The organism is Shewanella oncorhynchi, assembly GCF_030848765.1.
Classification (GTDB): Bacteria; Pseudomonadota; Gammaproteobacteria; order Enterobacterales; family Shewanellaceae; genus Shewanella; species Shewanella oncorhynchi.
In genome coordinates, this window is sequence record NZ_CP132914.1 from 705341 (window position 1) to 732196 (window position 26856).

Sequence of the window (26856 nt, forward strand, 5' to 3'; positions counted from 1 at the left end):
TAGCTACACTTTTTGAGATTTAAGCACTGAAATGGCCATAAAGGTGTAACATTGTACACTTTTGGTTGGCTTGTCATTTTCAACAATCCAAAAGTGTAGTTCTGTACACTTTTATATTGAATGGGGCTGGTTTTAGGGCTAAGGTGTATGAAGTTACACTTTTGGAGATGATGATGGTATCACCGCTAAATCAACAATCCCTCGGCTTGTTAATTAAAGAGCGAAGGAAAAGTGCTGCTCTTACTCAAGACGTGGCAGCCATGCTGTGCGGCGTAACCAAAAAAACGCTGATCCGAGTTGAAAAAGGTGAGGATGTTTATATCTCAACCGTATTCAAAATCCTTGATGGTCTGGGGATTGATATCGTTTCGGCTCAAACCAGCACCACCGAAACTAACGGCTGGTATTAACCTATGAGTACTTCCAAAAAGCTCACGTTAGAGATGCACCTCGGTGATTTAATTATCGGGGAGTTATCCTTTGATGCGACGACCGACACCTTTGCCGTACATTACACCAAAGACTGGCAACAAAGTGGATTCCCACTATCCCCAACAATTCCCTTAGATGGCACAGGAAGTAGCAGTCAGATATCGATGTTTTTGGTTAACTTATTACCAGAAAACAAAGGATTAGATTATCTAATTGAATCCCTTGGCGTCTCCAAGGGGAATACCTTTGCCTTGATCCGCGCCATTGGTCTCGATACCGCAGGTGCTGTCGCTTTTGTTCCTAAAGGGGCTTTGCTGCCTGAAACACAATTACGGCCAATTAAGGCTGCCGAAGTTATTCAGCGCATTGAAGATCCCACAATGTGGCCGATGGAAATCTGGGACGGCAAACCTCGACTATCGGTAGCGGGTGTTCAACCTAAATTAAACCTGTTTTATAACGGTGAAGAATTTGCATTTGCCGAAGGCGCACTGTCATCTACCCATATTGTTAAATTCGAAAAATATCGCCATTTAGTGCTCAATGAATTTATGACGATGCGCCTAGCTAAGGCGATTGGAATGAATGTGGCTAATGTTGATATCGTTCATTTTGGCCATTACAAAGTACTCTGTGTCGAACGCTTTGACCGACGTTATATACCAAATGCGCAAAAGGTATTAAGAAGACATATTGTCGATGGCTGCCAAGCTCTTGGTTTTAGTGTTAGCAAAAAATATGAACGTAATTTTGGTTCAGGGCGTGATGTTAAAGATATTCGTGAAGGGGTAAGTTTTAACAGGCTCTTTAGTCTCGCAGCAAAATGCCGTAATCCAGTGGCCGCTAAGCAGGATATGCTGCAGTGGGCGTTATTCAATTTACTGACTGGCAATGCTGATGCACACGGTAAAAACTACTCGTTTTTTATGACGCCAAGCGGAATGGATCCAACTCCTTGGTACGATTTGGTCAGCGTGGCTATGTATGAGGATTTTGAACAACAGCTTGCGATGGCAATCGATGACGAATTTGATCCAAACAGCATTTACGCTTATCAATTGGCCGCATTTATTGATGGCTTAGGTTTACCAAGAAATTTATTAATCAGTAACTTAACGACAATAGCGCGAAGAATACCGCAGGCAATAGCTGAGGTGGTTTCAATGCTTCCAGCCCTCGATGAGAGTGAAACATCATTTGTGGCTCTTTACAAAGCGCAGTTGCTGGCGAGATGTGATCGTTACCTTAGTTTTGCCGCCGAGGTCAGGGATGTCAAAGTGTAGCTCTAGCTACATCTTATCACCCAGCGGTAATTTCGTAGGGAAGGGGGCACTCCTGTCACCTTCGTTTTATTTGTTAATTTATAGAGTTGGGCATATCCCATAATTCTTGATTGCTTTTAAAGGCAAAATCAAAGTCGTGGGGCTTCACCCCCTGATTTTTAATTAAGAGTCGACCAAAAGGGGAAAAGCGCCTGTTTCCCTTTTGGAAATCCCCCGGCGTCCCTAGCGAAGTTACATGCATTGGTTAGTGGCTTCGTGCTTATTCGAAAATCGCTAACGATTCCGATGGTGCATCCCTTCCCCCCGAAAGCTACGCAGATGTCCTGTCTGCGTCACATGCCATTCTTTCAATAAAGAGTCTTCAACGCCCTTCAGCAACTTCGCAGGGGAGGGTGAACTTCTGTAGTCTCGGTGTCAGTTGTTAGATCCAAAAGAGTTATGCCTACCTATCTTTGATTGGCGGCATAAAACCACGCCGACAGCAATCGCCACAAATGGCAGGTATTTTTTAAGCATGTTCTTCCCCTTGGGATGCACTGCCTCACGGCAGAATTGAGCGCCTCACGGCGGGTTAAGTTGCCCACGCTTCACAGCGTTGGCGGGCTTGCGGTTTATAGGTATACGGAGATTTGAGGAAGGAGAAAAGAGTACCCGTTAACGGGTAACAAATTAAATAACAGCTAGAAAAAATCACCAATAATATCATCAAGGACTTTGTCCATGTTTAAAAGTTTTTCTTTAACAACCAATTGTAACTCTTCAAAAGTAGATTTTGCTTCTTTCGTACCTAGCTCAACTGAATTATAACTAATGATTGGAGAGTAATCCTGCCACTCATAAGGCTCTAATTCCGCGAGACTTTCCGTGTTATGAGCGTTAGGGTAAAAATGAAGAAAAATCTTATCTTGAGAGCGAGTGATAGACCAAATGTATCTCGTTTTATACCTAAAAAAAATCTCAGATGAAGAATTAGCCTCTATAACATCTGTGATTAAGTGACGATTCGTAATCATTACATTAGCGGCTGAAATTATTTTACTCATATTATTTACCTACTATCTCATCAAAATTTTCTACATTTAAATGACGCAACCTTTCTCTAAACTCAGCAACTAAAGATCTTTTTAGAGGTTCTGTTAGTCTATCACGTTCTGAAATCATTCGTTCAAATCTGGTTATAATGACTTTAAAATGCACTTTTAAATGGTCGTTACCATTCATTTGCCCAACTATATCATTAACAATATTAATAATTTGCTCATGATGGATACTATCCTTTGCATTATAGTCACTAAGTTTTTCAAGCTTTTCTTTTAGTTCAGATAATGTCTGTTGATATGCATAATTTTTTAGCATTGTAAAAATAGAGCCAATTGACTCTTTTTTCGTAAAATATAAATATATAGCTATGCTAGATGCCATTATAGTGACTACATTTGCCAATGCAGACAATATATTAAAAATAAGGTCCAATATTGCACACTCACAAAATTATTTTGCTGATAACTTACGGCTATACATCTAAATTGTAAAGAGCGAATTTAACGAGCCATCTATTGTTAAATTTGCAGAGTGTATGCTTATAAAAAGGCATACAGATAACTGGAGAGTTGGTTGAATTAAGCATTGGCATGTAAGTGACCGTTGACGGCATGGATGCCGTCGTCGAGCCCTCATGGATGAGTTTATGGCGTGTCACTGGAATGACAGTGCTTAATAATCAGCTTCCGCTGTTAAGCCGCAAACGAGCAGCAAAAGAATTTAACGAGCCATCCATTGTTAAATTTACAGAGTGTATGCTTGTGAAAAGGCATACAGATAACTGGAGAGTTGGTTGGATTAAGCATTGGCATGTAAGTGACCGTTGACGGCATGGCCGCCGTCGTCGAGCCTTCATGGATACTTCTTGTGAAATAAAAGGGGTGGCGTGTCACTGGAATGACAGTGCTTAATAATCAGCTTCCGCTGTTAAGCAGCAAACGAGCAGTAAAAGAATCTAACGAGCCATCCATTGTTAAATTTGCAGAGTGTATGCTTGTAAAAAGGCATACAGATAACTGGAAAATTGGTTGAATACTAATATATTGGCAGACATTTAAGCTGAACAAAAATAGTGGGTTAAGCTCTTATTCTCAATTACAATGCACTATTTTCATTCGCTAAATGCGGAATTAAACGAGCAGGAAACCCAGTATGAATATCCCAATGATTACCGTGCTTCAGAGTGCTATTACCGAAGCGCTCGAGAGTATACCAACCGCTGAGGCGGAGCAGATCTATGCATTGTCTTTCTATATCAACAACGAATATGACGATCCCCGTCTACCTACGCTGACAGTCGGCTATAACACCGTCGACGAGTGGCATGCCTCGATTCCAAAGGCTTCTAGCTCTGACGAAGCAAAATGGAACTATGCCTTCTGGCTTCAAAACGAACTCCTCATCTTTGGGGATCCTGACTCTCAGACTGCGGATATCTTAGCTCGCTGGGTGGCCGATCTCGGTCTCGGGTACAGTGATGCGGAGGAAGATGTCGATTTTGAGCGCTGCCTTGAGCTTGGTCAGGAGATAACCGAGCAATTTGTTGCCGCAGTATGCGTTGTCGCTTCTACACTCCATTCCAACTTAACCGTTAGTCGCGTTTTTGGTCGTTCGGTACCCATCATAGTTCACGAGCTCGAGTACTATAACGAGATCGCAGATCAGACAGAGGCCTGTAACCCTCCCAGACTCGCCGAAGAGTTCGTTGCTTGGGTGCGCTCAATCTAACGTTAGTAATCAGTTACAGTTGGTAAGGATATAGGGCAGATTGGTTGGCGGCGGTTCAATAAGCCTAATCACAGAGCTTAATCACATAGCTAATCACATAGCTAATCACATAACAAAAAGGATGCATCGATGAACGATGAGCAATACGAGAAGGGGCTTGAGGTGCGTCGTGCTGTGATGGGCGATAGCTATGTGGATAAGGCGCTCAATAGTGCGACCGATTTTACCCAGCCTCTGCAAGATTTAGTCACGGCCAATTGCTGGGGTGAGGTTTGGGTGCGTGATGCCATTTCAAGGCAAACGCGCAGTTTGATTACCATAGCGACGCTGGCGGCATTAAAGGCGCCGACTGAATTAAAGGGCCATGTGCGGGGCGCGCTAAACAATGGCTGCTCGGTTGAAGAGATCCAAGAAGTCTTACTGAATTGCACCGTTTACTGCGGTATGCCTGCGGGGATTGAAGCTTTTCGAGCGGCGAAAGAGGCGATTGAGGAGTGGCAGGCGCAAAACAGTTAGCTTACTTGGTATTGATCATTTTGAGCGTCAATGGCTGTGAGGTTTAGTTGCTGTGAGATTTAGTTACTTTGCGGTTTAGTGGTTTTAACATTCGCTAGGGGAGCTGATTTACGCGCATTCCCCTAGCGCATGATGGCTACAAACTTGGCAGTCTGCGCTTATTTTTGTAGCTGGGCTTTTGCGGCTTCTACTTTTGAGAAATCCAAACCGAGTTCGAGCACGGCTTCTTTGATCAAGGCTGGTTTCTGCATCACTAGCCCCAGCAGTTGTTGTAATTTTTCGGCTGGGATGCCTAATTGACCGAGCGTGCCCATCGCCATTAATGGATTTTCGGTTAATGTTTGAAACAGTTCTTGGATTTTAGCGTCACTGACGTTGTGTTCTTTTAAGATGGCAATAATGGGATTCATTGCATTACCTTGTTGATATGAAAGTTAAACAGGTGCCGATTTTATCACAGTTCTGCCAGAGTGGTTGCCTCACACATGCGTATCCGTTGGATGTTGCCACGCTTTGCCTATGCCATTAAGCGCATTAGATTTTATCCCCAATAAGCTTTACTCTGGTGACGTATTCCCCAAAATCAGCCGATAAAACCTGAGCGACTGTCGTGCATCGTGAGCCGTTGCATTGGATATTGTGGCTTTAGATATTATTGCCTTAGATATCATGGCGCAATGCGATTGGGTAATCGCTGGCTTTTATCATCCCTTAAAAATAGAAAGGAACTGTGGTTATGCTTGATGTTGTCGCGAACCAAGACAAAAGTATTGTGGTTAAACAGTTGCGATACGGGCGTGATAATGATGTGTTAGTCGTCGATGAGTGGCAACTGCACCCTGCTGAACATTGGGCGATTTTCGCGACCGACAGTTATTGTGGTTCCTTGCTCGGGCGAATATTAACGGGTGATATTCTGCCCGATGAAGGGACGATTGCTGGCCTGCCGCAACGTATCGGCTGGGTGTCACTTGGGTTGCAACAAGCGTTGCTGGAGCGCGAATTAGAAAAAGACGAGTTGGATTACGGTTCGAGTGTCGAATCCTTAGTGTTGGAATGCTGCCAAGATGCCAAGCAACTCCCAGCATTATTACAAAAGGTTGGGCTTGAGCCGCTGCGCCTGCGCGGTTTTCGGCAATTATCCACGGGCGAAACGCGCAGAGTCATGCTGGCACGTGCACTGGCAATGTTACCGCAATTGCTGATTTTAGATGACCCTTACGCTGGGCTCGATGCTGAACATCAGGCGAGTTTATCTGAGCTGCTGAGTGAAGTGGCCGAGCATAGCCAGTTGCTGATCATTACCTCTCGCCAAGAAGAATTGCCGCCGTGCATCAGCCATGTGGCGCTGTTTAATGGCGAGATGCTGAAATCGGGGCAGAGTGTGCACAAACTCAGCCCGTCGATGTCGATTGAGCAATGGCACAATCATCCTGTGATGGCGCAGTTGAATGCGTTATCGGCGCAACGTAGCGATGAACTCTTGGCCTTAATGGAGCGGCAAAGGCACAACGCCGAGGCGTTTGATCCCTTGGTCGAGATTAAAAATGGCAAAGTGGAATATGTCAGTGGGCTGATTTTCAGCGGCGTGAATTGGCGCATCGAGGCGGGGCAACATTGGCAAGTTCGTGGCCAAAATGGCTGCGGTAAAAGCACTTTGCTGGGGCTGATTTTAGGCGACCACCCCCAATGTTATAGCAATGACATCACGCTCTTTGGCCGACCTCGCGGAAGCGGCGAGAGTATTTGGCAGATTAAACAACGGATTGGCATAGTATCGTCGGCGCTGCACTTGCAATATCGCGTCAGTTGCTCGGCATTAGATGTGCTGCTTTCGGGCTTTTTTGACTCTATTGGCCTGTACCATAAACCCACTAAGCCTCAGCTAGATTTGGCGAAGGAATGGTTGGCGATTTTGCACATGACAGGGCTGGCGAGCACCAGCTTTAAGAAGCTCGATTATGGTCAGCAGCGGTTACTGCTGATAGGTCGCGCCTTGATTAAACAGCCACTGTTACTGATTTTAGATGAGCCGTATCAGGGCTTAGATTTCATCAATCGCACCTTAGTGATGCGGGCGCTGGAGATGATAGCCGAGCATCATCTGAGCCAATTGCTGTACGTGTCGCACCATAGGGAAGATGCCTTACCTGCGATTAAAAACTTTGTCGATTTTATTAAGCAAGATGACGGCTATTCGGTACAGGTGAACTACTGTGAGTCTGAGGATTTAATCCGTTTAAATCCGTAAATGCCACCTATCACAGCAGCTTAACGGCTGCTTATTTGTTTGCAGAGTTTGTCATTATCCCTCGGCACCCTGATGCAGGTTAAGATTGACCTTACAGGGCGCTAGCCATTGAGTGTGTTAGTCACGCTCAATGGCAATATACCTGTGGCGCGAAAGATTTTCGTATTCCAGTGAAAACTGAGATGCACCACATATCGATAATGATGGTATCGCCCTAGTGTTTAATCCCCCATTCGTCAGACAGCAGTTCTGTTAATTAGTCATGCTTGATATAGGTAACTGTGAGCCGTCTTACAGTTTTGAATGTCGTTGGCGCGAATAATAGTTTCTGGCCTAGGCCGGAAACTCGTGACAGTTTTATGGTTCATCCACTGAACTTATTCATCAAGTCAGTTATCACGCTTGAGAATCCAGAACTATGGACTCCCTTAGCGAGATGAGCCCGAGTGTCACTCGTAGTACCGAAGATGTGAACTAAGACCTAAAACACGATTTCAAGACATATAAGACGACTTAAAGATAAAAACATTTATGCCAAGACCTAAAAAATGCCGTCAATTATCGACCTGTGTGCCCTGTAGCCTATTTAAGCCTAATGGGATCCCTGCGGTTAAATTAACCCATATTCAATTAGAGGCCGATGAGTTTGAGGCCCTCGAACTGGGTGATGTGAAAAGATTAAGCCAGATCGAAGCCGCGGCCTTGATGGGGATCTCTCGGCAAACCTTTGGATACCTTCTCGCCAATGCCCGTAAAAAGGTGGCGACGGCTATCACTCAAGGTCAAGCCTTGAGGCTGCCAACCCAAACAGACAAGGATTTATCATGATTATTGCCATGCCGATGAGCCGCGAACGCCTCGCCAGTCACTTTACGAAAGCCCTACAAATTGGCTTTTATAATGAACAGTTTCAACGAATCAAACTGGTCGATAACCCAGCAATTGAAGGTGACTGTAGTGCTAAAAAAGCCTTACTAGAGCTGATTATCCAACAAGGTACCGACATTGTACTTGTGCAGAATATCGGTGAGCGCATGTTAGGAAAGTTGCTCGATGCGGGGATTAGTGTGAGCAAAGGGAGTGCGAGCCAAACAGTGGCGACTTTGCTTGCACAAACGGCGGATCTTAATCTTAGGTTGACGGATGCATCCCAAGGTCGCGCTTCACTCAAACATGCAGCCAAGGGCGGCTGTTGTCATTCAACAGGTGACGGCTGCGGTTGCAGTGGTAAAGCTAAAGCAGCACCTTGTTCAACACGTCTTATAAGCACGCCAGCAGTACAGGTTAAGCTCGATAAGTCAGTGCATTACGCTGGGTTTAGACCGCTGGTAAACAAATAATCTCACTGTCTAATTTGGATTATTCCGCCACAGTTAAAGCGTAGGGGCGGGCAAGCGCCCCTCGAATATCCGCTAATGAAAACACCTTGGAAAACCGTCCAAAGGTTTTGCCATAAAACACACATTCCACCACAGGCAAGACAAATACATTGCGGCTCGCCGCTATCTCACCTTGGGCTTGGCAATCAATATAGGCCATCCGCATCTGCGGGAACGCTTGCGCCAACATCTCAGCAATTCTCGGTTTGAGCGTTTGACACACACCGCAGTCCGGCGCGCCAAATAACAATAGCACCGCCGCATGCTCAGTTAACATGGACTCCAGTATCTCAGGTGAATCAATGTGCGTGATGATATCAGTGTGCATGCGTTGCCATTTGGAAGTTGTTATGGGTATCAATTCATGGGCTAGTTTGCGTATTTCTAGGGTTAAAGCCAGCCCATTTTTACCACGCTAATACCGATAAATTGACCAAGGTAGAATAAGCCAAGCATGAGAAGCCCGATACAGGCAGCAATCACTCCGATTTGCTGTATGCCTGTCAGGCTATCTCGCCATTGTTTTAGATTATTTATCATTTACTACCTACTACCTACTACCTACTACCTACTACCTACTACCTACTACCTACTACCTACTACCTACTACCTGCTCAGGCTTAAGGTTATACGCGTGACTTTACATATGTCGCATTGCTAACTGCACCACTGACGCTCGCAGGGAATGCCATCATCGTCACCATCCATTTGAGTATTGGGGCAATTTTGGATATAGAAAGTCGCTTCAGCACAGGAACTCATGTGGCTGCAATGGGTTTTACCCGCTTCACATTGGAAACTTGGTGTTGCCGTTGCTTGTGTTCGCGCTTTAGTTTCATACATGGGCATTGGCTGAGTGTCTTCATTCGTGAGGACTGGTACTTCATCGATTGCAGGAGCTTCATTGAATTCTTGGTATTGTTTAAAGCCAAAGATAACTATGGCCACGATTATTAGCAGCGGGATTATCGTATTAAAAGAGGATTTTCGTGGGCTATGGTAATGCGCTTTGTTTTTGTTATTGAAGTTTTCATTGCGTGATTGGATATGAGATTGGGAGCGTGTTGTTGCACTCGCTGCAACGACTGCGACGCCTTCAATCGAGGCGATAACCGCTTTTCTTTTGCCGTCATTTTGCACTTCCGTTTGAAACAGAATGCTGTCGCCCACTATGGGTTTTCTCGCCATCTTTTTCAGCACTGAAATGTGAATAAACACATCTTGGGCTGCGTTTTTTTCAGGCTGAATAAAGCCAAATCCCTTTTCATCGTTCCAGCGTACCAGTACGCCTCTATCCATGAGCATTTTCTATGTCCTTAATTTAACCGCTTAATATTTTTAGTTATTGAATATCAATACTTACTTGAGTCGCTCCGATTTATCTTTTTTAAGGAGCAAACCGTACTTAGGTTGACGAATCGGCTATTCAATGTTGGCAGCTAAGTTACTCAAGCAAAGGAAGTTTTGCAATTTTTTATCTTGAATTTGCTTATGTGTGACTCATTCGCATTGAGTGTATGGCGGTGGGGAAATGTGAGCACTTAGCAGGAACGGTTGGCATTTTTGTAAATTCAATACAAACAATAGATTGCATTAATAATAAATAAAGTGATCAAAAAATGCGCATGAAAACTTGCAATTTTACTGTGTGCTACATAGTATTTGCTGTGTGGCACACAGTGTGTGTGACACAGTGTTAAGGACAGGAATTCGACAATGACAAGTTCACAGCTAGTCAAAATGCGACTCGAGTTGCGCCGTGGGGTATTAGTGTTGGCGGTACTGGGATTATTAAAACAAGCCCACTATGGTTATTCGCTCCGCAAACAGTTGCAGGAAGGTGGTATTGATATTGACGAAGGGACTCTGTATCCCTTAGTGCGCCGCCTAGCCGATCAAGGATTGTTGGATAGTGAGTGGCGACAGGCCGAAGGGCGTGAGCGTCGTTATTACCAATTGTCGTCATTGGGCGCTGAGTTGCTCAGTCAACTTACCGATGAATGGCAGCAACTTAATGGCGCCTTGGCTTTTTTACTGGAGCAAAGCGCTGACACTAATGGCTCTGATATGAAAAGCTCAGACGAGAGTGCAGAGGAGATTTGATATGGAATTAGTCGATCGCTATATCGCCGCGGTGCAGCGAGAATTGCCTGAGAACAAACGTCAGGAAATAGGCCGTGAATTAAAAGCCAATATCTGCGACCAATTGGATGCCCTATCTGAACAAGGTGAATTGACTGAAGCGCAAATTGTCGCGGTATTAAAGCAAATGGGTCATCCCTGTAAGGTCGCGCAGCAATTTGTTCCGGCAGTGCCTATTATTGCCTCTGAGGATATTCCGCTTTTTAAACATACACTTTTCACTGTGCTTGGGGTCTTGTTTGTGCTGCAGGTTGTGGGCGGCACGACTCAATGGTTGGGCTCTGCAGAGGGGGACCTATTAGGATTTATCCACCATATTGCCAAAGGTTTTATCGGCGATGCCTGTCTTGCCTTTACCGCTATCCTGTTGGCCTTTTGGAGTTTCTCGGCTCAGGGGAAACCCCTATCTGGCAGCAATTGCCAAAAATGGCAGCCGCAGAATTTGCCTAAGGTTGGGCCCGGTTGGCAGCATATTAGTTTAAGCGATGTGTTTACCGATCTGGCGACATATCTTTTTCTCTTGCTTGTGATCTGGTGTTCTGTGTGGATGAGTAGCGAGCAATTAGCCGCGCGGACTGTGATTTTCAGCGCCAATGCTCAGCAATTGTTGCAATGGTTTAGCCCTATTATTTTACTGTCTATGGCGAATAGTCTCTGGCAACTACGCCGCCGAGTGTGGACTACTGAATTGTTACTGACGAATATGGGGATCAATCTTGCTTATGCCTCGTTCTTAGTCTTTCTGGCCTTTGGTTCGCCACTATTACAAAACCAAGTACAAAACCAAGGCGCTGAATTAAATGGGGAATTTACGTTATTACAGTTAGAACATTGGCTAAGTTATAGTCTAGTGATTGCCGCTATGTTCCCTGGCTATGAGGTGATTCGCGATGGGTTGCGTTGGCGTAAACTCGCAAGCAAGTAAGGTTTAACCTAGGTTTTATAGGTGAGCTTTATGCGCTTTTTTATCGAATACATGGCCTGATCAATATGATTGAACAGGCTTTTTACATTAGTGCCATCTTCTGTGGAGAAAAGTAAGCCACGACTTTTACAGTCGATGCTGATTTATTCTGGGGTATCGCCATGATTCATTTCATTATTAAGCGATTTTTGGGCCTGTTGTTTGTAGGTGTCAAATATGCCTTCTTGCTTCATCTGTTTTCGCTCCCGGGCAAGATTAACGGCGAGTGTTGCGTGACGTTTATTTAAGTAACCATAGCTGGTGAGTTCTTCTAGGGTGGCAATCGCGATTATTTTGCTGCCTTGAAACTCAGGCGTTTGTAATAGATCCAATGAGCTTGCCTCCGTATCAATATAGATATCGATTCGGTCGCGGAGCATTTTACGAAAGGAGCTCGCGGGGGACGAAGATTCAGTCAGACGCTCCTTAGGAATGAGTCCCTTTAGCTTTTGTTCTGCGAGGAACACGCCTCGATAGTATTCGATCTTGTATCGACTCTTTTGCAGTGCTTGCCAGTTAGGTATTTTGATTTCGGGATTGTGCGCGAAGGCAATTAAATGGGTATCGATAACCGGTTCTTCAATTCGAATGAGGTTGGTAAACTTTTCGCCATAATGAGATACACGCCCCGGCTCGCCATCCACTTTACCTGAGTCCGCCATCATACTGGCGCGGGCTGCGGGAACCACTTGATAGGAGAAGTCATATCCTAAGCGTTCAAAGGCTTGGGCGTAAATCAGTTCAGCCCATTTAAAGTAGAAGTTATGTTTGGGGTCCTCATAAAACGCCATCGTAATGATAGGTTTATCAGCAATCATCGCTGTGGTTTCTGCAGTTGATTTGCTGGTGGCATGAACCGAGACACAAAAGAAAAGGCCTACCCACACACTCCAAATGTGCATATTGCTCCATCGTTGCATAGCGTGTCTCTAAAAGTGTTGAGTTATTTAGAGTATAGCTAGCCTGATAAATGGTTCATTTTTATTCAAGCAAGATTATTTTATTTCCATGATTTCGCACTAACACACGGTTGAAATGTGATCTGCTGGCGGACATTTTGTCCTTTTGGGTTTAAAAATGTGCGATACGGCACATAGAAATGATATTTGCCTGTATTTTGCTGGTTTTTTATTCATCAGAGTTTGAGCTTGATCGGTTTTTTGCTTGTAAATAAGGCGTTAAATCCTTGCCGTCTATCACCTGTAGTAGGAAAGAAAGGATGAAATCGGGACTGGGATTATCAGGAATGCGGTTATCAAAGCTTTGGTTATCAATGACGTGGTTATTACCTCTTTGTTGTTTATCGAGTGCCGTAGTGGCAGAGGCGGCAACGGACAATATCGAACGCCTTGAGGTGCGCGGTAGGCAAATTAATACCTTAGGCCATAGTACTTCGGCATCTGAGGGAATAGTCGGCGCGGCAGAAATCGAGAGTCGACCCCTATTACGAACCGGCGAAATCCTCGAATTTGTTCCTGGGATGATAGTCACTCAGCACAGTGGTTCGGGTAAGGCGAATCAGTATTTCTTACGCGGCTTTAATTTGGATCATGGCACAGACTTTAATACTCGAGTCGATGGTATGCCTGTGAATATGCGAACCCATGGGCATGGCCAGGGTTATACGGATCTTAACTTTTTGATCCCTGAACTTATAGGCGAGATCCGTTATGCCAAAGGCGCTTATTATCCTGAGGTGGCCGATTTTTCTGGCGCGGGTGCTGCCCAATTACTGCTGGCTGATCAACTCCCCCATAACCAAGTTGGGGTGACGTTGGGTGAATATGGTTACCAGCGACTCGTGGCGACTCAGGAGCTAAACACTGACATAGGTCGTTTTATTTGGGGTGGTGAGGCGCAAACCTATGATGGCCCGTGGACGGATATTGATGAGGATGTGAGTAAGATCAGTGTCGTCGGGCGTTATTTAACTCGGCTCGGCGAGGGTGACTTGAGCGTCACTATGATGGCCTACGACAACAGTTGGAATTCGGCGGATCAGATCCCCGCCCGTGCGATGGATTCTGGATTAATTGATTTTTATGGATCTTTAGATAAAGACGTCGGCGGTGAATCTAACCGTTATAGCGTTTCAGCTAATTACGATGCGGGTGATTGGCAGGGAAATGTCTACGCCATTCGCTCGACTATGAATTTATTCTCTAATTTTACCTATTTCTTAAACGATCCCATCAATGGTGATGAGTTTGAACAAGTCGATGAACGCACGATTTGGGGCGGCGATCTTAAGCGTGATTGGCAAACTTCACTTGGTGGCTCTCAACTGAATTACAGTGTGGGCGGCGATGTGCGTTATGACGATATTGGCGCAGTGGGTTTGTATAACACTCAGGCGCGACAACGGCTGAATACGGTAAGGCTTGATGAAGTGCAAGAGTTGTCGAGTGGCATCTTTGGCAAAGTTGAGTGGCTGCCAGCTGAGCAATGGCGTTTTAATCTTGGGCTGCGTTACGATTATTTTGATGTGCAGGTCGACAGTGATAATCCGCTTAACAGTGGCGATGCGTCCGATGGTATGTTCAGCCTCAAAGCCGGTGCTTCTTATTTGTGGAGCGATAATCTTGAGTTATATGTTAATGCAGGCCAAGGGCTACATTCGAACGATGCCCGCGGTGCGACGATTAAGGTTGACCCTGTGAGTGGCGATGAGGTCGAAAAAGTCGATCTGCTCGTGCGCTCAAATGGCGGCGAATTTGGGGTGAAATACTATGACAGGGACTTTATTAATTTCTCTGCTGCGATCTGGTATCTGCAGCTAGATTCAGAATTAGTATTTGTGGGCGATGCGGGGAACACTGAGCCGAGTCGTGCATCTGAACGTTATGGTGCTGAATTAACGGCTTATTATTGGCTGAATGAGGCAATCAGTATCGATATGGAATTAGCGTGGACTAACGCCAGATTTACTGAAAATGAATTTGAAGAGGGCAAGTATATCGATGGCGCGGTTCCCTTTGTTGCCAGTGCGGGCATCACCTATCGACCCGACGGCGATGGCCTGTATTCGAGTGTACGCGTGCGGCACCTTGGCGAGCGGGTGCTCGACAGCTTTAATGACCACAAGGCTGATGCGACCACATTAGTTAACCTCGCATTAGGATACGAGTTCCGCCGCTTCGATACTAAGCTTGAGCTGCTCAATGTGTTTGATAGTAAAGATCACGACATAGATTATTTTTATGCCTCTCGTTTGCCCGGCGAAGCAGCCGAAGGCGTTGAAGATCAGCATTATCATCCTGTTGAGCCACGAATGGTGAGAGTCAGCGTGAGTTATCATTTCTAGTGGTATTCATCGGTTAAGGCGATATCGAAGGTTATTACGTATGTCGCCGAGCAAAAATGTATCTCAATTAAGCGTCCAGATAGTTGGGCGCTTTTTTCTGCTGCACTCATTTAAGCGCTAATTTAAGCACTAATCTAAGTCCAAATCGCTTCAAACTATGTGGCTGCAATAATTTACTATTCCCGCGCTGACAATGGAGGCTAGAATGATGACGAGTTGATCTGAGTTTTCCCCTGTTTTACAGCTGATGCTATAGGTAATCGCCGCGAGTTATGAGTACTGCAACACCCATTGAAAACATTAATTATTGGCGTCATCCTAGCTTATCAGGCATAGAACTGAGTCAGGCGGAATTTACGCATTTCAGTTTTGATAAACATGTGCATCTGGATTACCACTTAGGTGTCGTCACTCAAGGTGCACAGCAGTTTGTGAATAAGGGCAGCAGTTATCAGCTTGGTCAGCATAGTTTATCGACCTTAAATCCCGATGAAACCCACGATGGCCAGAGCCGCGATGCCGACGGTTATCGGGTGAAAGTGATGTCGATCCCTGTGGAATACATGAATGAAGTCAGCCAAGAACTGGGTTTGAAGGAGCACTTTTTTAGCGCGCCTATGGTGGATGACCCGACGCTTTATCAATATTTTATTCAGCTACACGAGCTATTAATCCAAGGCCAATGCAGTGCACTAGCGGGTGAGTCCCACTTACTGAATTTTATTCATCTGCTGCTGGAGCGTTACCCAAGCGGTATTTCATCTTGCCTATCTAAGCCGAGTGAACAACTCGGGTTATCTAAGTTGCAGGTGAGCTTAGTGAAACAGCGAATTCACGATGAGCCTTGGCATAATACTCAACTTGAAACCTTAGCCAATGAAGTTAATTTAAGTAAGTTTCAGTTTTTGCGGCAATTTAAACAGGCAACAGGGATGACTCCCCATGCGTACCTTAAACGGGTGCGTTTAGAGTTGGCGAAAAAGTCCTTAAGTCATGGCGCTTTAGTGGCGGATGTGGCGCAGCAGTTCGGATTTTTCGATCAAAGTCATTTAAACAAAGCTTTTAAGCAGGCATTCCTATTATCGCCAGTGCAATTTCAGCGGCGTATGCTCTAATTTCCCCCCGTCGTTCGACGCCGCTGGTTTTTAAAAAACACTGAATAGTGCAATTTATTACAATTCAGCGCTGCGACAAATTGCCATACTGGCTGCCTCAGTTATCGTTATTAACCTTTTTTGCGGAGCCGCATATCTATGGATTTATCTTTATTACTCACCTTGGCTGTAATCCATGCCGTTGCTTTAATCAGTCCCGGACCCGATTTTGCTATTATGGTGAAGATTGCGACTCAGCAGTCCAGAAGCACTGCGGTTGCCGCCGCTGTGGGGATTTCAATAGCCATTTTAGCTCATACGATTTTGAGTCTGACCGGTGTGAGTCTACTCATTAAGAGTTCGCACACTCTGTATCTCTTAGTGCAAATTGTGGGCGCTTCTTACCTCGCTTGGATGGGTTTTGGTGCCCTGCGTGCCGGTCTTGCGATACTCGCTAAACGTAAAATGAGTGCCAGAGTCCATGCAGGGACAAATGATGATGCTGTTATTAGCGCTGGTGACGTTGAAGGTGTGGCGTCTGTTGCTGGTGGCTTAGGTGGCGCTATGTCGCGCAGGCAAGGTTTTTTGACTGGGTTTTATACCAATATATTGAATCCAAAAGCATTAGTGTTTTTCTTAACCCTGTTTTCGGCCTTGATTACCCCAAGTGTTACAACGAGCACTAAAATCGCTTCCGCTATTTTGTTGTTGTCTTTGTCATTGGCATGGTTTGGCTTTTTAGCGGTAATGTTGTCAAAGGCGCAGGTGCAACTTAAATTGCAGCGACTAACACCGGTTATCGATGCGGTTATTGGTGTCATCTTTATGTCAGTAGCCTTGGCGATTTACTCAAACCTATTATTAACCGCTTAGTCAGGCGCAGTGTAAATCACCTTAGGTTTTAGTCTGAGGCACTTATGGTATTCTTGGCCTTTAGTCTCAGCAGAGACATTTGGAGTAAGGGATAAAGATGCCATTCGCCTCACGACTTAAGGGAAGCAAATTAGCTGTTTTCAGCCAAGTTAAACTGATGAATATCGCGTTTTCAGCGGCGTTAATATTCAGCGTTATGGGTTTAAGTATCAATGCAAACGCCGCTGATGAAGCCATGCCACAGGAATATATTCCTCTGGTGCAGGGGCTTATCGACGCCGCCAAGGCCAATGATCCTGAAGCGATTGCTAAGCGTGTGGCTTACCCGCTTAAACGTGAATATCCGATCCCAGCGATTCAAAATACGCAGGAAATGATCGCACGTTTCGATCAGGTTTTTGATCCTAAGCTGCTTGAGCAGATCGCCCATTCTAAGATTGAAGCCGATTGGCAGACGATGGGCTGGCGCGGCATTATGCTCGGTAGCGGTGTTGTGTGGCTGGATTTTGATGGCAAGATCATCGCCATTAACTATCAAACACCGGTAGAGGCAAAACTGAAAGCAGAGCTTATTGCTAAGCAACAAACGGCATTACATCCGAGTGTGAGTGAGTTTGTCAGCCCAGCGTTATCTTGGGAGACCGCCAAGTTTACCATTCGTGTCGATGATATGGGGAACAGCCAATACCGCTATGCCGCATGGGCAAAGGGTAAGGCATTGAGTGAAAAGCCAGATTTAGTGCTGAATAAAGGCAAACTCGTTTTTGATGGCAGTGGAGGGAATCATTCATACCAATTTCGCAGCGGCCCATACCAGTATTATTGTTATGTCACCGTCTTAGGCGGCAGCGATAGTCCTCTAGGCGAGCTAGTGGTGTTTAAGAATGACCAAGAAATACTGACACAAGCCGTTATTAAAGCAGACTAGTCTCGTTTCCATATCCCTATGAGTGAGATTTAAAGCCGCGACTATCCGTTGATGGTCGCCGCTTTAGTCATCCATGTTTTAGAAGGTCACTGTTGCAATAGTGCTAATCTTAACTAACCCTGTCGCTGTTCGTTTAGCTAAAAAGCTATTGCCCCAAAGTTATCTTACTTTGTCTTCAGTTGTGCAGCATGAATTGTCATTATTTCCTCAGTGACTCGCCGTAAATATATCCCTATAGGCTCGACGGCGATATCCATGCCGCCAACGGTCACTGTTGCAACAATGCCAATCTCAGCCAACCTTTTCACTGTTAGCTTAGCTAAACCAATTCCGTGTTTTGAGCACCTAGACAGGCTAAATGAAACGTATAGTCGTTGACCAAACTTTAGTAATGTTACAAAGTGTCTGCAGGAACTCGTTCAGATCACTTAACAAACCACTAAAGCAGGACTCGTCATCGTTAGCTCGGTCTCGCTTGGCTATAGATTTTTAACCAACAATTATTCACCCCTTCGTAGGGTGCTATTAGTCATTGAGGCTTCCATTGAGTAATCGAACTTTTGAAAGAAATTACTTTCTAATTATATTTATACCTGTACTGATGCCCGGTCTTATTCTTTATAGCCTTATTCAGGGGAGTAATGATAAAGCACTTATATCATTAGGTATTTTTTGTTTTGCTATCTATTGTCATTCTCTAAGTTCAAAAGTTATAAAATCAGTAGCCGGTTTTACTACAAGGATGGTGTCGTGCAGCATTGCTTTAACAGTAGCTTTGGCTATTGTTGCGGTTTCACCTGAAGCAAAAAATGCTTTTGCTGGAGCAGTTCTATTTTTGTATATTCCAAATTTACTTATTAGTATTGTTGTTCTCAACAATAGTCAGCTCGCCAAAGAGCTAAAGGAAAAACTGAAAAAAATTTATAACAAGTGCTAACTAAAAATGCTTGTCTTTAGTTCATACTGGAATGGCCTGTATTTGACTGTCAACCTGATACCCCAAAGCTTGCTTCGCTTTATCAAACTAGCTCTGCCAGTTACAGACATATTGACCAAGTTTCAGTAATGTTAGAAAGTGTTCACAATTACTGGAACGTTTCAATGCGACAAAGGTTAGCTTTGATGAATAATCAGATTATTACTTATGGACTAGCTCTTTTTTTACTGTATGCAGGAAGCACTGATGCACGCTTTATTCGTCAAGATTTAGCACAGGCAGTGTTGTCAGCTGAAAACATCGTTGACGTAACTGTTATTTCATCGGAAATGATTGAGTGGACACATACACCCAAATGGAAAGTAAGTTTAGGCGACAAATCGCTTTGCGGATACAAGAATAAAGTTAGGGTAAATGAAAGTTTGTCTAAACCCAATTCAGACCAGTTGACCCTGGGCTCTAAAGAAGAACTTATACCAGGGCGACGATACCTTCTTTTTATTGAAGAACGTGGTGGTTTTGCTAACGATGTTATTTATAAACGTGAAGGAGATGAAAGAACTAGATTCGAGGATTGCTTGTCACGAGTTCCGAAACTTAAAAGTAACTGGCTCACTACATCCTACTTTAGCGGCGATTCAGAATCTAAAGTGACCTTAAGTTATTGGCTGATCCCGCCTAATGATTTACCTCATAATACTTTTTATATATCCGAAGTAAGGCAAAATGGAAAATTAGTTCCATTAACGGAATCTGCTGTAGATGTGAAGATCAAGGACGAATTAGTGCTGCCAAGAGATATCGTTTTATGGAAGGATTTAAGATCATGGATGATAGATTTAACTAATCCTTCAACAAAGTAATATTAAATAGTTATTTGTAGTGGCATATTAATTTTCTGGCAAATTCAAAGGAAAAAATAGCTGTTTATTACACTTCTTTGCAGTGTTTGACAGCTATTTTATTGCCTCTGATAGGGGCATTAACATATAGAGATTTTAATCCGAAAATTACAGGTTAGAGTGTTGGAACTAACACGTTTAAGTCTAAAAGCGTGCAGCGTAAGGCTTTTAAATCTACAGATTACGCTAATGCCAAAAAGGTGCGCCATGGTGATTAGCGAGACGACCGTCCGCCCCATGGACGGGGTGGTCGAGCATCCAAGGACGGACTGGCTGCGAGTCGACGAGCAAATACCATGGTAAACCTATATGAGTGGATATCAGCAGACGCTAAACTGCTAACGACTAAAATTACTGGTCCCAAACATTAGTCTTCAACACATATCTATCCCAATGTAATTTATAACATTCTGTGGAAATGACAATTCACGCAGCATTATTCAGTCGGTTTTAATTCGCGAAATAAAAGAGCATTAAGGATGAACTTAATGCTCTTTTTTATGGATAAATGCCTGCTCAAACTGTGTTGCGGTAATGGGTTTACCGTAGAGGTAGCCTTGGCCTAAGTCGCATTCCTCGTGGCGAATAAAGGCATCTTGTTCTAGGGTTTCTACGCCTTCGGCGATCACTTCCAAGTCCAGTTTCTTACCAATGGCAATAATTGCCTTTGTTAACTCTCTATTTTGTTCGTTTTCTTCGAGTTTACTAATAAAGCAGCGATCGATTTTTAAGGTGTCGAAAGAGTATTTTTGTAGATAACTTAAGGATGAGTAGCCTGTGCCAAAATCATCTAGGGAGATGCGGATACCGAGTTCTTGTAGTTTTTGGATGGCATTGTGGGCAATATGTTCATCCTGCATCAGCATGCCTTCGGTAATTTCAAGTTCTAAGGCGGTGGGTGGCAATTGATAGAGGGTGAGTAAGTCGGCTATGTGTTCGCTAAAGCGGGGATTGCGCATTTGCAAAGGGGAAATATTGATGGCGATTTTAAACTCTTGGCCTACCTCGCGACACCATTTTGCCGCCTGAGACAGCGCGGTATGCAATACAAAATTGCCAATATCAATAATCTGGCCATTACGTTCAGCTAAGGCGATGAATCTGTCTGGGGCGACATTGCCAAGGATGGGATTATGCCAGCGCAGCAGGGCTTCGGCACCAATCACTTGCTTCGTCTTTAAGTTAATAAAGGGTTGGTAATGCAGGCTTAACTCGTTCTTGTTCAGTGCATCGACCAAGTGGGATTCCAGTTGATAGCGTAGGTTTAAAGCGGCTTGCGTATCTTGATTAAAGAAGCTGTGAGTTGAGCCATCAGCCTTGCTGATCGTCATGGCCGCTCCGGCTTTTTGCAGCAGGATGGCGGCATCGATACCATCCATAGGCGCTTGTGCTATGCCCATGCTCGAGGGAATCGTGATTACAAAATCAGCCACACCAAAGGGCGTGTTACAGCAGTTAAGCACTTTATTGATGAGTTTATTGGTTTCGTTATTCGAAGGTTTGTGGGCTTGAATAATCACAAATTCGGCGCCAGCGATGCGGGCGATAAAGGTGTTTTCATCGGTATAGTGCTGTAAACGTTGGCTGAGAATAGTGAGAATTTTATCGCCAATCAGGTAACCATAACTGTCGTTGATGGATTTGAAATTGCGCAGCCCAAGATAGAGTACTGAAATCTTTTCTTTGCGATTCACTTTTTCGAGCATGATAGACAGACTATTAATCAAATTGATGCGATTGGGTAATCCCGTCAGTGGATCATAGCTTTTATGGTATTCCAGTGAGGTTTCGGTGGAGGTGCGGTTTTCGATTTCTTTGATGAGCTTGCCGCTAAGTTCGGCGAGTTCATGGGTGCGCTGTTGTACTTTTTGCTCTAGCTGCTGATTGTGCAGTTGTAGCTTAGCCTGTTGATAAAGGGTGACTAGGTTAGCTTCGATACCATTTTGAAACCGAGCGAGTAAGCTGCGAAAAGATTGGGGGTAATTATGCTCTTGGCTATCGAGCATGCAGATAGTGCCAAAGGCACTGCTATCTGGCCAACGTAAAGGTAAACCACAGTATGCGATCATGCCGAGTTTAATGTCAGGATTTTTGTCCCAGTTTTTATCCTTTAGGGCGTTAGGAATGTGGAGTTCCTTACCTTCTTTGATCACTGTTTCGCAGTAAAGCCCGTGGCCTAAACTGTCTTTATCATGTTTTTTATAGGGATTACCTTGGGTGCGGCTCGAGGTAAAGACCTCAATATCGGTTTGATGGACACGCATGATCAAAGCGGCGGGGGTGTCGACTAATTCAGAGAGCAAATCTAAGGTTTGTTGCCAGTTATCAACCATTTCTTGGGGAACAACGATTTTGTCTGTGTCGATAGCAATGTCGGCAAATAAACGATCTTTTTGAGACTGGTTAATGGCGAGGTTGTATGGCATGAATGCTCAGTCCTAGAGGCGCGATACTATTCATAAACTATAGTCTTTTTACTCATGATGTGAGTCTTTTCGGTAAATTTAGTTACTGCAAAATCTCGGTTCTATCTTAAATGCTGCGCTGTTAGATCTCTTAAGTGTTAGGTAAGAATTCAACGGTACTCTAACACTAAATGTTCTGATTTTTGGATTTATTAGTGAATAACTATCTGAAATATAAAGTTATGATGACATTTATGGATTTTGCTAAGGGGCATTTAATTACGCCGCTTTTAGTGTTTGCAGTGATCATAGTGGGGCTTGAATGGACTCACGCTGATATGAAAGTCGCGACTTTGTTATTTCATTGGCAAGGGGGTATCGACTCTTGGCCATTGAGAGGATATTGGTTGACCGAAGATTTACTGCATGTCACTGGGCGTAACTTTGTCATCTTGCTGGCGGTGAGTGTCGTAGTCGGCATTGCCTTTAGTTTTCGAAGTGACAGGGTAAAACCGTACCGTAAGGGCCTGATTTACCTATTTAGTAGCGTATTGGCGAGTGTGTTGCTGGTCCGAATAGGCAAGAGCGTTACTCACATGACCTGCCCGTGGGATGTGATTGAGTTTGGCGGCCAGATGATACATTCATCCTTGTTTTCTCGTTTACCTAAAAGTGCTGAGTTTGGTCAATGTTTCCCTGGTGGCCATGCCAGCGGCGGGTTTGCTTGGGTTGCCTTGTATTACGTGCTGCATGAGTATCGCCCGCATTTAGCTAAGTTTGGATTAATCTTTGGTTTGAGTTTAGGCCTAGTATTTGGCATTGGCCAAGAGTTACGCGGCGCCCACTTCTTGAGTCATGATTTATGGAGTTTAGCCATAGCATGGACGTCCGCTAGCCTACTTTACTATGTGTTTTTTCTGCGCTCGCCTGCGTTTAGAAAGTCTAAATTGGTCGCTTTGGGTCAAATGTTCAAGGTTACAAGTAGTGGAATACCGCAAAAATAACGAGCTGCGAAGCTAACGCCCTGAGTCCTTATTGGGTTCAGTATTTTTTTATGGCTTAAAATCTAAATTCGAAGCGCATATCAGGTCTGCGTAGGCGAGATCTTTCATCTAACAGTTGGTTTTTTTCGTTGAGTAGGCTGTTTTTCTGTTTCAATAAGTCAGCCTTGTCGGTGAGATTATTGATCTTGCCATCAAGACTGCTTATTTCTCTCTCTATGGTATTTAAGCGATCGGCAATCTCAGTTAAACGTTTGTTGGTCAGGTATTGTTGATGGCCTTGGTTATAGCGCTCAACAAACTGGTTATTACTGCAAACCCCATAATAACTTTCTCCCGCTAAGCCTACGCGGTAGCCATTTTCTGGCACGCAGTAACTGGCTAACCCTTGCTGGTATCCTTGTTTCCATTGCGCTGTATCGACACTGAGATTAAATTCACGACAATCTTTTTGATATTGATTTAATTGCCCAGAACTTGTCCCACGGTTGCCATCGGCAAGCCCAAGGGCAAACCAATCACTATTGGCGCATTCTTCAATCGATAAGCTGCTGCATTGAGTCAGGGATAGGACTGAAAGTGCGAGGAAAATGCTGGGATAGTGCATGGATAAGTTCTCTATATGTTGTGGCGTTTAGGATAAAGGCTCTTATGGGGGAGATCTAGCTATATATACCGCTATTTATACTGTAATAGATGCGTTTTGTTGGGCAAAATCCATCACAGTTTAGCGGATGAATGCATGATAACCAGCTGATATTGTGTTAGTTTGCGGTTAACACTTTAAATGTCTGCTTTGGTGCTCGCTATGATTTCACTTATTTCATCTGCGTATTCAGCTTCATTACCAGCAGTTAAGTCGGCTCATCAATCCCTTGATACCGCCGAGCCAAGCGGACTTAAATCCTTTACCTATGGTGCATTAGGGCTGGCGGCTCCCAAAGCTGAGGTCAGTTTTGATGGCAATGCAAGGAGTAAAATACCTGAGCCTAGTGCGGATGATGTAGATGACGTTAAGAGTTCAAACGACACTTATTACAGTGCAGGCCAAATATTGAAAGCGGCGGCGACCGTGGGCAGTGTGATTGCCTTGTTTGTTTGAGTTAAGTTCCTGCACCAATTTAGCTATGGGTATTATTTCAACTGGCTTGGATTGGCATATTCGGCGCGGAATATGGCTTGTCGTTTTGAGTCTGGTTTTACTGGGGTGAGCATAAAAGAATATTCTTTTAGTTAAAGCGGTATTTTCAGTCTCTTTCTTTGCCAACGCGCTGAGTAAATCTGGTATTGTGTTTAACACGCAAGTGCATTAGTTTTTACTTAAAATTCGTTTAATAATCCTAAACTATATTCATCAAACTTCCGCTGGAGACCGCTTTTGTATGAAGATTTGCCCGCAGTATTCCATATCATGCCTAAGTAAGGTATAAGGGCGCTATGAAAACTCCGAAACGAATCCAACCCCTGGTTGATGAAGGACTGGTCGATGAGGTCATTAGCCAGTTAATGAGCGGTAAAGAAGCGACTGTGTACGTTGTACGCAGTGGTGATGATATCCGCTGTGCCAAAGTCTATAAAGAAGCGGACAAGCGCAGTTTTAAGCAAGCTGTGTTATATCAAGAAGGCCGAAAAGTCCGTAACAGTCGTCGTGCGCGCGCGATGGAAAAAGGGTCTAAATTTGGCCGCGATCAGCAGGAAGAAGCTTGGCAAAATGCTGAAGTTGAAGCACTTTACCGTTTAGCGAATGCAGGTGTGCGGGTGCCAACACCTTACGGCTGTTTTGATGGCGTGTTGCTGATGGAGTTAGTGACGGATGCCGAGGGCAATGTCGCGCCGAGATTAAACGATGTCAGTATGTCGGCAGAAAAAGCCTTGAAGGATCATGCGTTGGTGATGACCTATGTTAAACGTATGCTCTGTGCGGGGTTAGTGCACGGTGACTTGTCTGAGTTTAATGTGTTAGTTGATAGTGAAGGGCCAGTGATTATCGACTTACCTCAGGCCGTCGATGCCGCGGCGAATAACCATGCTAAATGGATGTTAGCGCGTGATGTGAATAACATGACTCAATACTATGGTTTGTATGCTCCTGAGCTGCTAAAAACACAATACGCCAAAGAAATTTGGGCCTTGTTTGAAGCCGGTGAATTGAAGCCTGAAACGCCATTAACGGGTGAGTTTACCGAAGTGCTGGTTGAAGCCGATGTTAGTGCGGTCTTGGAAGAAATCCAAGCAGCCTTTGAAGAGGCACAAGAGCGTAAGCAGCGGATCCAAGAGGCAAACGAAGAAGACTATTAATCGTCAGTCGTTGTTTTTCACCCATAAAAAAGACGCTCAAAGTAGCGTCTTTTTTATGCTAAAAATTAAGTGAAATTATTATTTTTGTTATTGATTTTATTATTGTTATTTAATTTTTGGCGTTAGCCAATCCTTGGCTTAATCCCCGATGGAAGCTGGGGCCATCCTTGTTGCTACAAACAAGCTAGCAATCATCGAACAGTGTGATAAAAGGACAAGAGTTGAGAGAAATATGTTCATGACTTGGGGGAGCACAATTCACATATTTAATCTTTGGGGAAGATAACTCCCTCAATTCTTGCCGAAACCTTGGTCACTCTTCAGTCAATCTATGTAATACCAATCACGGCCTTCCTTGGCGCACTACACTCATTGCAGTGCTGGATCATCATTGATCCTGTGAATAAAATGACAAGGCCAGAGAGAGAAATATGTTCATGACTTGGGGGAGCACAATTCACATATTTGATCTTAGGGGAGATAACTCCCTCCCTAGTCTTGCCGAAACTTTTGCATTGTCCCTATCCGTTTGTTGCTGTTAATACTATTTCCCAATCTTCGCTGGGTTCATCAATTTGGACGACAAGGCCGGACTAAAAAGGGCGCTGTTATTATTGTTGTTAGCACATCTTTTACATCGTTAGCGTTATCAGCAGGGCGATATGCAATCTCGTCCGGCCTTGTCTATTCGGGCACGTTTAGCTTGTTGTACAGGCTAACCTATCGTGCGTAGCTCTTGATTGAGCTGTTTAATTTTTTTCTGTAGCTGGGCAATCTCACTCATTAATGCGCATTCTCTTTGCTGGGGTTGCAGATCGCTTTCTCGCACCCATTGGTAGACTGCCTTGGCAGATAAACCGTATTGACGTGCAACATCCGACAGTAAGCGACCTTGTACTTTAACCTCGGTGATAACATGTAGCTTGAGACTATTTTCTGCGATTCCCATGAGCGTTCCCTCTTTTACTGCCTTCTAACCAAAATATGACCGTTTGCGTTGCCTTTTATTGATGATAGTGACGCTGTTCTAAATCCCACTGGCTCAGACCTAGATGGCGCAGACAAATCCATTCGTGGCGACATAGTGCGATAAAGTTCATGACCGTTTTCATACTTCCTCCTTTATGACCCTAAATACTCGAGCCCATTTTCTGTCTCGATAGGTCCATTTAATTTGGATTAATCCAGTTGAAGTCGACTCTAGTTTTTCGGCGATGTTTACCGCGTCTGACTGTCTACTCACTTAGTAGTATGTAAAATTCGTGCCAATATTCTAATTTTCATTTTAACCTTTTAAATCATTGCATTGCGCCTTCGATTAAAACGGCGTTATTTTTTAGTGCTGCCAATAAAGGTGCAAGGTGCACTATTTCGGTGC

The 26856-nt window shown here is 44.3% G+C and carries 28 protein-coding genes; 18 read left to right on the forward strand and 10 right to left on the reverse strand.

Going from position 1 to position 26856, the window contains the following annotated elements; all coding sequences use genetic code 11:
- Positions 1 to 173 precede the first annotated feature (173 nt).
- Together hipB and RA178_RS03190 are read left to right on the forward strand one after the other, a co-directional pair.
- Entirely contained in the window at positions 174 to 410 is a 237-nt protein-coding gene (gene hipB / locus RA178_RS03185) for a type II toxin-antitoxin system antitoxin HipB (RefSeq protein WP_306685388.1), read from the forward strand.
- Positions 411 to 413: 3 nt separating this feature from the next.
- Complete coding sequence (locus RA178_RS03190) at positions 414 to 1715, forward strand: HipA domain-containing protein (protein ID WP_306684509.1); 1302 nt, start codon at positions 414 to 416, stop codon at positions 1713 to 1715.
- Positions 1716 to 2395: 680 nt separating this feature from the next.
- Here RA178_RS03190 and RA178_RS03195 read toward each other — a convergent pair.
- Both RA178_RS03195 and RA178_RS03200 read right to left on the reverse strand, forming a co-directional pair.
- Complete coding sequence (locus tag RA178_RS03195; RefSeq protein ID WP_306684511.1) at positions 2396 to 2758, reverse strand: hypothetical protein; 363 nt, start codon at positions 2756 to 2758, stop codon at positions 2396 to 2398.
- A 1-nt stretch (position 2759) separates the two neighbouring features.
- Entirely contained in the window at positions 2760 to 3137 is a 378-nt protein-coding gene (locus RA178_RS03200; RefSeq protein ID WP_306684512.1) for a hypothetical protein, read from the reverse strand.
- Positions 3138 to 3908: 771 nt separating this feature from the next.
- Between RA178_RS03200 and RA178_RS03205 the strand changes: the two genes are divergently transcribed.
- Together RA178_RS03205 and RA178_RS03210 are read left to right on the forward strand one after the other, a co-directional pair.
- Positions 3909 to 4484 (forward strand): hypothetical protein, encoded by a 576-nt coding sequence (locus tag RA178_RS03205; RefSeq protein WP_306684514.1) that lies wholly within the window; start codon positions 3909 to 3911, stop codon positions 4482 to 4484.
- Between the two features lie 129 nt (positions 4485 to 4613).
- Positions 4614 to 5000: a carboxymuconolactone decarboxylase family protein gene (locus RA178_RS03210; protein ID WP_306684516.1), complete on the forward strand. Its 387-nt coding sequence runs from the start codon at positions 4614 to 4616 to the stop codon at positions 4998 to 5000.
- 158 nt (positions 5001 to 5158) lie between these two features.
- Here the strand turns inward: RA178_RS03210 and RA178_RS03215 are convergent, their stop codons facing one another.
- The gene (locus RA178_RS03215) at positions 5159 to 5410 is read right to left on the reverse strand and encodes a DUF2999 family protein (RefSeq protein ID WP_006083102.1); all 252 of its coding nucleotides are present in this window, start codon (positions 5408 to 5410) and stop codon (positions 5159 to 5161) included.
- A gap of 326 nt (positions 5411 to 5736) precedes the next feature.
- Between RA178_RS03215 and RA178_RS03220 the strand changes: the two genes are divergently transcribed.
- The 3 genes from RA178_RS03220 to RA178_RS03230 all read left to right on the forward strand — a co-directional run bounded on the left by RA178_RS03220 (position 5737) and on the right by RA178_RS03230 (position 8591).
- Entirely contained in the window at positions 5737 to 7251 is a 1515-nt protein-coding gene (locus tag RA178_RS03220) for an ATP-binding cassette domain-containing protein (protein ID WP_306684518.1), read from the forward strand.
- Between the two features lie 531 nt (positions 7252 to 7782).
- Complete coding sequence (locus RA178_RS03225; RefSeq protein ID WP_263209413.1) at positions 7783 to 8079, forward strand: DUF134 domain-containing protein; 297 nt, start codon at positions 7783 to 7785, stop codon at positions 8077 to 8079.
- On the forward strand, positions 8076 to 8591 hold the full coding sequence (locus RA178_RS03230) for a NifB/NifX family molybdenum-iron cluster-binding protein (protein ID WP_028759510.1): 516 nt from the start codon (positions 8076 to 8078) through the stop codon (positions 8589 to 8591). Before RA178_RS03225 ends, RA178_RS03230 begins: the two co-directional genes overlap by 4 nt.
- Positions 8592 to 8610: 19 nt before the next feature.
- Here the strand turns inward: RA178_RS03230 and RA178_RS03235 are convergent, their stop codons facing one another.
- The 3 genes from RA178_RS03235 to RA178_RS03245 all read right to left on the reverse strand — a co-directional run bounded on the left by RA178_RS03235 (position 8611) and on the right by RA178_RS03245 (position 9935).
- The gene (locus tag RA178_RS03235; protein ID WP_263176391.1) at positions 8611 to 8958 is read right to left on the reverse strand and encodes a thioredoxin family protein; all 348 of its coding nucleotides are present in this window, start codon (positions 8956 to 8958) and stop codon (positions 8611 to 8613) included.
- Positions 8959 to 9020: 62 nt separating this feature from the next.
- Positions 9021 to 9170: a hypothetical protein gene (locus RA178_RS03240; RefSeq protein WP_263176390.1), complete on the reverse strand. Its 150-nt coding sequence runs from the start codon at positions 9168 to 9170 to the stop codon at positions 9021 to 9023.
- 117 nt (positions 9171 to 9287) lie between these two features.
- Positions 9288 to 9935, reverse strand: coding sequence for an excalibur calcium-binding domain-containing protein (locus RA178_RS03245; protein ID WP_306684523.1), 648 nt, complete (start codon positions 9933 to 9935; stop codon positions 9288 to 9290).
- 411 nt (positions 9936 to 10346) lie between these two features.
- Here RA178_RS03245 and RA178_RS03250 point away from each other — a divergent pair, with 411 nt between their 5' ends.
- Complete coding sequence (locus tag RA178_RS03250; protein WP_105251375.1) at positions 10347 to 10733, forward strand: PadR family transcriptional regulator; 387 nt, start codon at positions 10347 to 10349, stop codon at positions 10731 to 10733.
- A 1-nt stretch (position 10734) separates the two neighbouring features.
- Positions 10735 to 11697, forward strand: a complete 963-nt coding sequence (locus RA178_RS03255) for a hypothetical protein (RefSeq protein ID WP_306684525.1) — start codon at positions 10735 to 10737, stop codon at positions 11695 to 11697.
- A 143-nt stretch (positions 11698 to 11840) separates the two neighbouring features.
- Here the strand turns inward: RA178_RS03255 and RA178_RS03260 are convergent, their stop codons facing one another.
- A complete protein-coding gene (locus RA178_RS03260; RefSeq protein WP_306684526.1) occupies positions 11841 to 12656 on the reverse strand; it encodes a transporter substrate-binding domain-containing protein in 816 nt (271 codons plus the stop codon).
- 326 nt (positions 12657 to 12982) lie between these two features.
- On the opposite strand from RA178_RS03260, the gene RA178_RS03265 reads away from it, so the two are divergent.
- The 6 genes from RA178_RS03265 (at position 12983) to RA178_RS03290 (ending at position 19735) form a co-directional block, all read left to right on the forward strand.
- A complete protein-coding gene (locus RA178_RS03265; protein WP_371135011.1) occupies positions 12983 to 15040 on the forward strand; it encodes a TonB-dependent receptor in 2058 nt (685 codons plus the stop codon).
- Positions 15041 to 15312: 272 nt separating this feature from the next.
- On the forward strand, positions 15313 to 16155 hold the full coding sequence (locus tag RA178_RS03270; protein WP_168825528.1) for an AraC family transcriptional regulator: 843 nt from the start codon (positions 15313 to 15315) through the stop codon (positions 16153 to 16155).
- 138 nt (positions 16156 to 16293) lie between these two features.
- Complete coding sequence (locus RA178_RS03275) at positions 16294 to 17007, forward strand: LysE family translocator (RefSeq protein WP_105251380.1); 714 nt, start codon at positions 16294 to 16296, stop codon at positions 17005 to 17007.
- A gap of 97 nt (positions 17008 to 17104) precedes the next feature.
- The gene (locus tag RA178_RS03280) at positions 17105 to 17935 is read left to right on the forward strand and encodes a hypothetical protein (protein ID WP_263172790.1); all 831 of its coding nucleotides are present in this window, start codon (positions 17105 to 17107) and stop codon (positions 17933 to 17935) included.
- A 544-nt stretch (positions 17936 to 18479) separates the two neighbouring features.
- Positions 18480 to 18872: a hypothetical protein gene (locus RA178_RS03285; RefSeq protein ID WP_263185659.1), complete on the forward strand. Its 393-nt coding sequence runs from the start codon at positions 18480 to 18482 to the stop codon at positions 18870 to 18872.
- Positions 18873 to 19057: 185 nt separating this feature from the next.
- Entirely contained in the window at positions 19058 to 19735 is a 678-nt protein-coding gene (locus RA178_RS03290) for a hypothetical protein (protein WP_041411383.1), read from the forward strand.
- A 524-nt stretch (positions 19736 to 20259) separates the two neighbouring features.
- On the opposite strand, the gene RA178_RS03295 is transcribed toward RA178_RS03290, so the two are convergent.
- Positions 20260 to 22200, reverse strand: coding sequence for a bifunctional diguanylate cyclase/phosphodiesterase (locus RA178_RS03295; protein ID WP_306684530.1), 1941 nt, complete (start codon positions 22198 to 22200; stop codon positions 20260 to 20262).
- 224 nt (positions 22201 to 22424) lie between these two features.
- Here RA178_RS03295 and RA178_RS03300 point away from each other — a divergent pair, with 224 nt between their 5' ends.
- Positions 22425 to 23183 carry a phosphatase PAP2 family protein gene (locus RA178_RS03300; protein WP_173248693.1) on the forward strand — a complete coding sequence of 253 codons (759 nt, stop codon included), beginning with the start codon at positions 22425 to 22427 and terminating at the stop codon, positions 23181 to 23183.
- A gap of 55 nt (positions 23184 to 23238) precedes the next feature.
- Here the strand turns inward: RA178_RS03300 and RA178_RS03305 are convergent, their stop codons facing one another.
- Positions 23239 to 23787, reverse strand: a complete 549-nt coding sequence (locus RA178_RS03305) for a DUF2799 domain-containing protein (protein ID WP_113939984.1) — start codon at positions 23785 to 23787, stop codon at positions 23239 to 23241.
- Positions 23788 to 23967: 180 nt separating this feature from the next.
- Here RA178_RS03305 and RA178_RS03310 point away from each other — a divergent pair, with 180 nt between their 5' ends.
- Both RA178_RS03310 and RA178_RS03315 read left to right on the forward strand, forming a co-directional pair.
- Complete coding sequence (locus RA178_RS03310; RefSeq protein WP_173246900.1) at positions 23968 to 24282, forward strand: hypothetical protein; 315 nt, start codon at positions 23968 to 23970, stop codon at positions 24280 to 24282.
- 335 nt (positions 24283 to 24617) lie between these two features.
- Positions 24618 to 25478, forward strand: coding sequence for a PA4780 family RIO1-like protein kinase (locus tag RA178_RS03315; protein WP_028759534.1), 861 nt, complete (start codon positions 24618 to 24620; stop codon positions 25476 to 25478).
- Positions 25479 to 26193: 715 nt separating this feature from the next.
- Here RA178_RS03315 and RA178_RS03320 read toward each other — a convergent pair.
- Positions 26194 to 26427, reverse strand: coding sequence for a transposase (locus RA178_RS03320; RefSeq protein WP_106649408.1), 234 nt, complete (start codon positions 26425 to 26427; stop codon positions 26194 to 26196).
- Between the last annotated feature and the right edge of the window lie 429 nt (positions 26428 to 26856).

Coding starts and splice junctions, on each gene's coding strand:
- RA178_RS03235 (WP_263176391.1), bottom strand. CDS start 8,958: ATGCACACTGATATCATCACGCACATTGATTCACCTGAGATACTGGAG.
- RA178_RS03225 (WP_263209413.1), top strand. CDS start 7,783: ATGCCAAGACCTAAAAAATGCCGTCAATTATCGACCTGTGTGCCCTGT.
- RA178_RS03305 (WP_113939984.1), bottom strand. CDS start 23,787: ATGCACTATCCCAGCATTTTCCTCGCACTTTCAGTCCTATCCCTGACT.
- RA178_RS03260 (WP_306684526.1), bottom strand. CDS start 12,656: ATGCAACGATGGAGCAATATGCACATTTGGAGTGTGTGGGTAGGCCTT.
- RA178_RS03300 (WP_173248693.1), top strand. CDS start 22,425: ATGACATTTATGGATTTTGCTAAGGGGCATTTAATTACGCCGCTTTTA.
- RA178_RS03270 (WP_168825528.1), top strand. CDS start 15,313: ATGAGTACTGCAACACCCATTGAAAACATTAATTATTGGCGTCATCCT.
- RA178_RS03210 (WP_306684516.1), top strand. CDS start 4,614: ATGAACGATGAGCAATACGAGAAGGGGCTTGAGGTGCGTCGTGCTGTG.
- RA178_RS03310 (WP_173246900.1), top strand. CDS start 23,968: ATGTCTGCTTTGGTGCTCGCTATGATTTCACTTATTTCATCTGCGTAT.
- RA178_RS03315 (WP_028759534.1), top strand. CDS start 24,618: ATGAAAACTCCGAAACGAATCCAACCCCTGGTTGATGAAGGACTGGTC.
- RA178_RS03250 (WP_105251375.1), top strand. CDS start 10,347: ATGACAAGTTCACAGCTAGTCAAAATGCGACTCGAGTTGCGCCGTGGG.
- RA178_RS03290 (WP_041411383.1), top strand. CDS start 19,058: ATGAATAATCAGATTATTACTTATGGACTAGCTCTTTTTTTACTGTAT.
- RA178_RS03255 (WP_306684525.1), top strand. CDS start 10,735: ATGGAATTAGTCGATCGCTATATCGCCGCGGTGCAGCGAGAATTGCCT.
- RA178_RS03220 (WP_306684518.1), top strand. CDS start 5,737: ATGCTTGATGTTGTCGCGAACCAAGACAAAAGTATTGTGGTTAAACAG.
- RA178_RS03245 (WP_306684523.1), bottom strand. CDS start 9,935: ATGCTCATGGATAGAGGCGTACTGGTACGCTGGAACGATGAAAAGGGA.
- RA178_RS03215 (WP_006083102.1), bottom strand. CDS start 5,410: ATGAATCCCATTATTGCCATCTTAAAAGAACACAACGTCAGTGACGCT.
- RA178_RS03265 (WP_371135011.1), top strand. CDS start 12,983: ATGCGGTTATCAAAGCTTTGGTTATCAATGACGTGGTTATTACCTCTT.
- RA178_RS03205 (WP_306684514.1), top strand. CDS start 3,909: ATGAATATCCCAATGATTACCGTGCTTCAGAGTGCTATTACCGAAGCG.
- RA178_RS03190 (WP_306684509.1), top strand. CDS start 414: ATGAGTACTTCCAAAAAGCTCACGTTAGAGATGCACCTCGGTGATTTA.
- RA178_RS03200 (WP_306684512.1), bottom strand. CDS start 3,137: ATGGCATCTAGCATAGCTATATATTTATATTTTACGAAAAAAGAGTCA.
- RA178_RS03240 (WP_263176390.1), bottom strand. CDS start 9,170: ATGATAAATAATCTAAAACAATGGCGAGATAGCCTGACAGGCATACAG.
- RA178_RS03230 (WP_028759510.1), top strand. CDS start 8,076: ATGATTATTGCCATGCCGATGAGCCGCGAACGCCTCGCCAGTCACTTT.
- RA178_RS03295 (WP_306684530.1), bottom strand. CDS start 22,200: ATGCCATACAACCTCGCCATTAACCAGTCTCAAAAAGATCGTTTATTT.
- RA178_RS03320 (WP_106649408.1), bottom strand. CDS start 26,427: ATGGGAATCGCAGAAAATAGTCTCAAGCTACATGTTATCACCGAGGTT.
- RA178_RS03195 (WP_306684511.1), bottom strand. CDS start 2,758: ATGAGTAAAATAATTTCAGCCGCTAATGTAATGATTACGAATCGTCAC.
- RA178_RS03280 (WP_263172790.1), top strand. CDS start 17,105: ATGCCATTCGCCTCACGACTTAAGGGAAGCAAATTAGCTGTTTTCAGC.
- RA178_RS03275 (WP_105251380.1), top strand. CDS start 16,294: ATGGATTTATCTTTATTACTCACCTTGGCTGTAATCCATGCCGTTGCT.
- hipB (WP_306685388.1), top strand. CDS start 174: ATGGTATCACCGCTAAATCAACAATCCCTCGGCTTGTTAATTAAAGAG.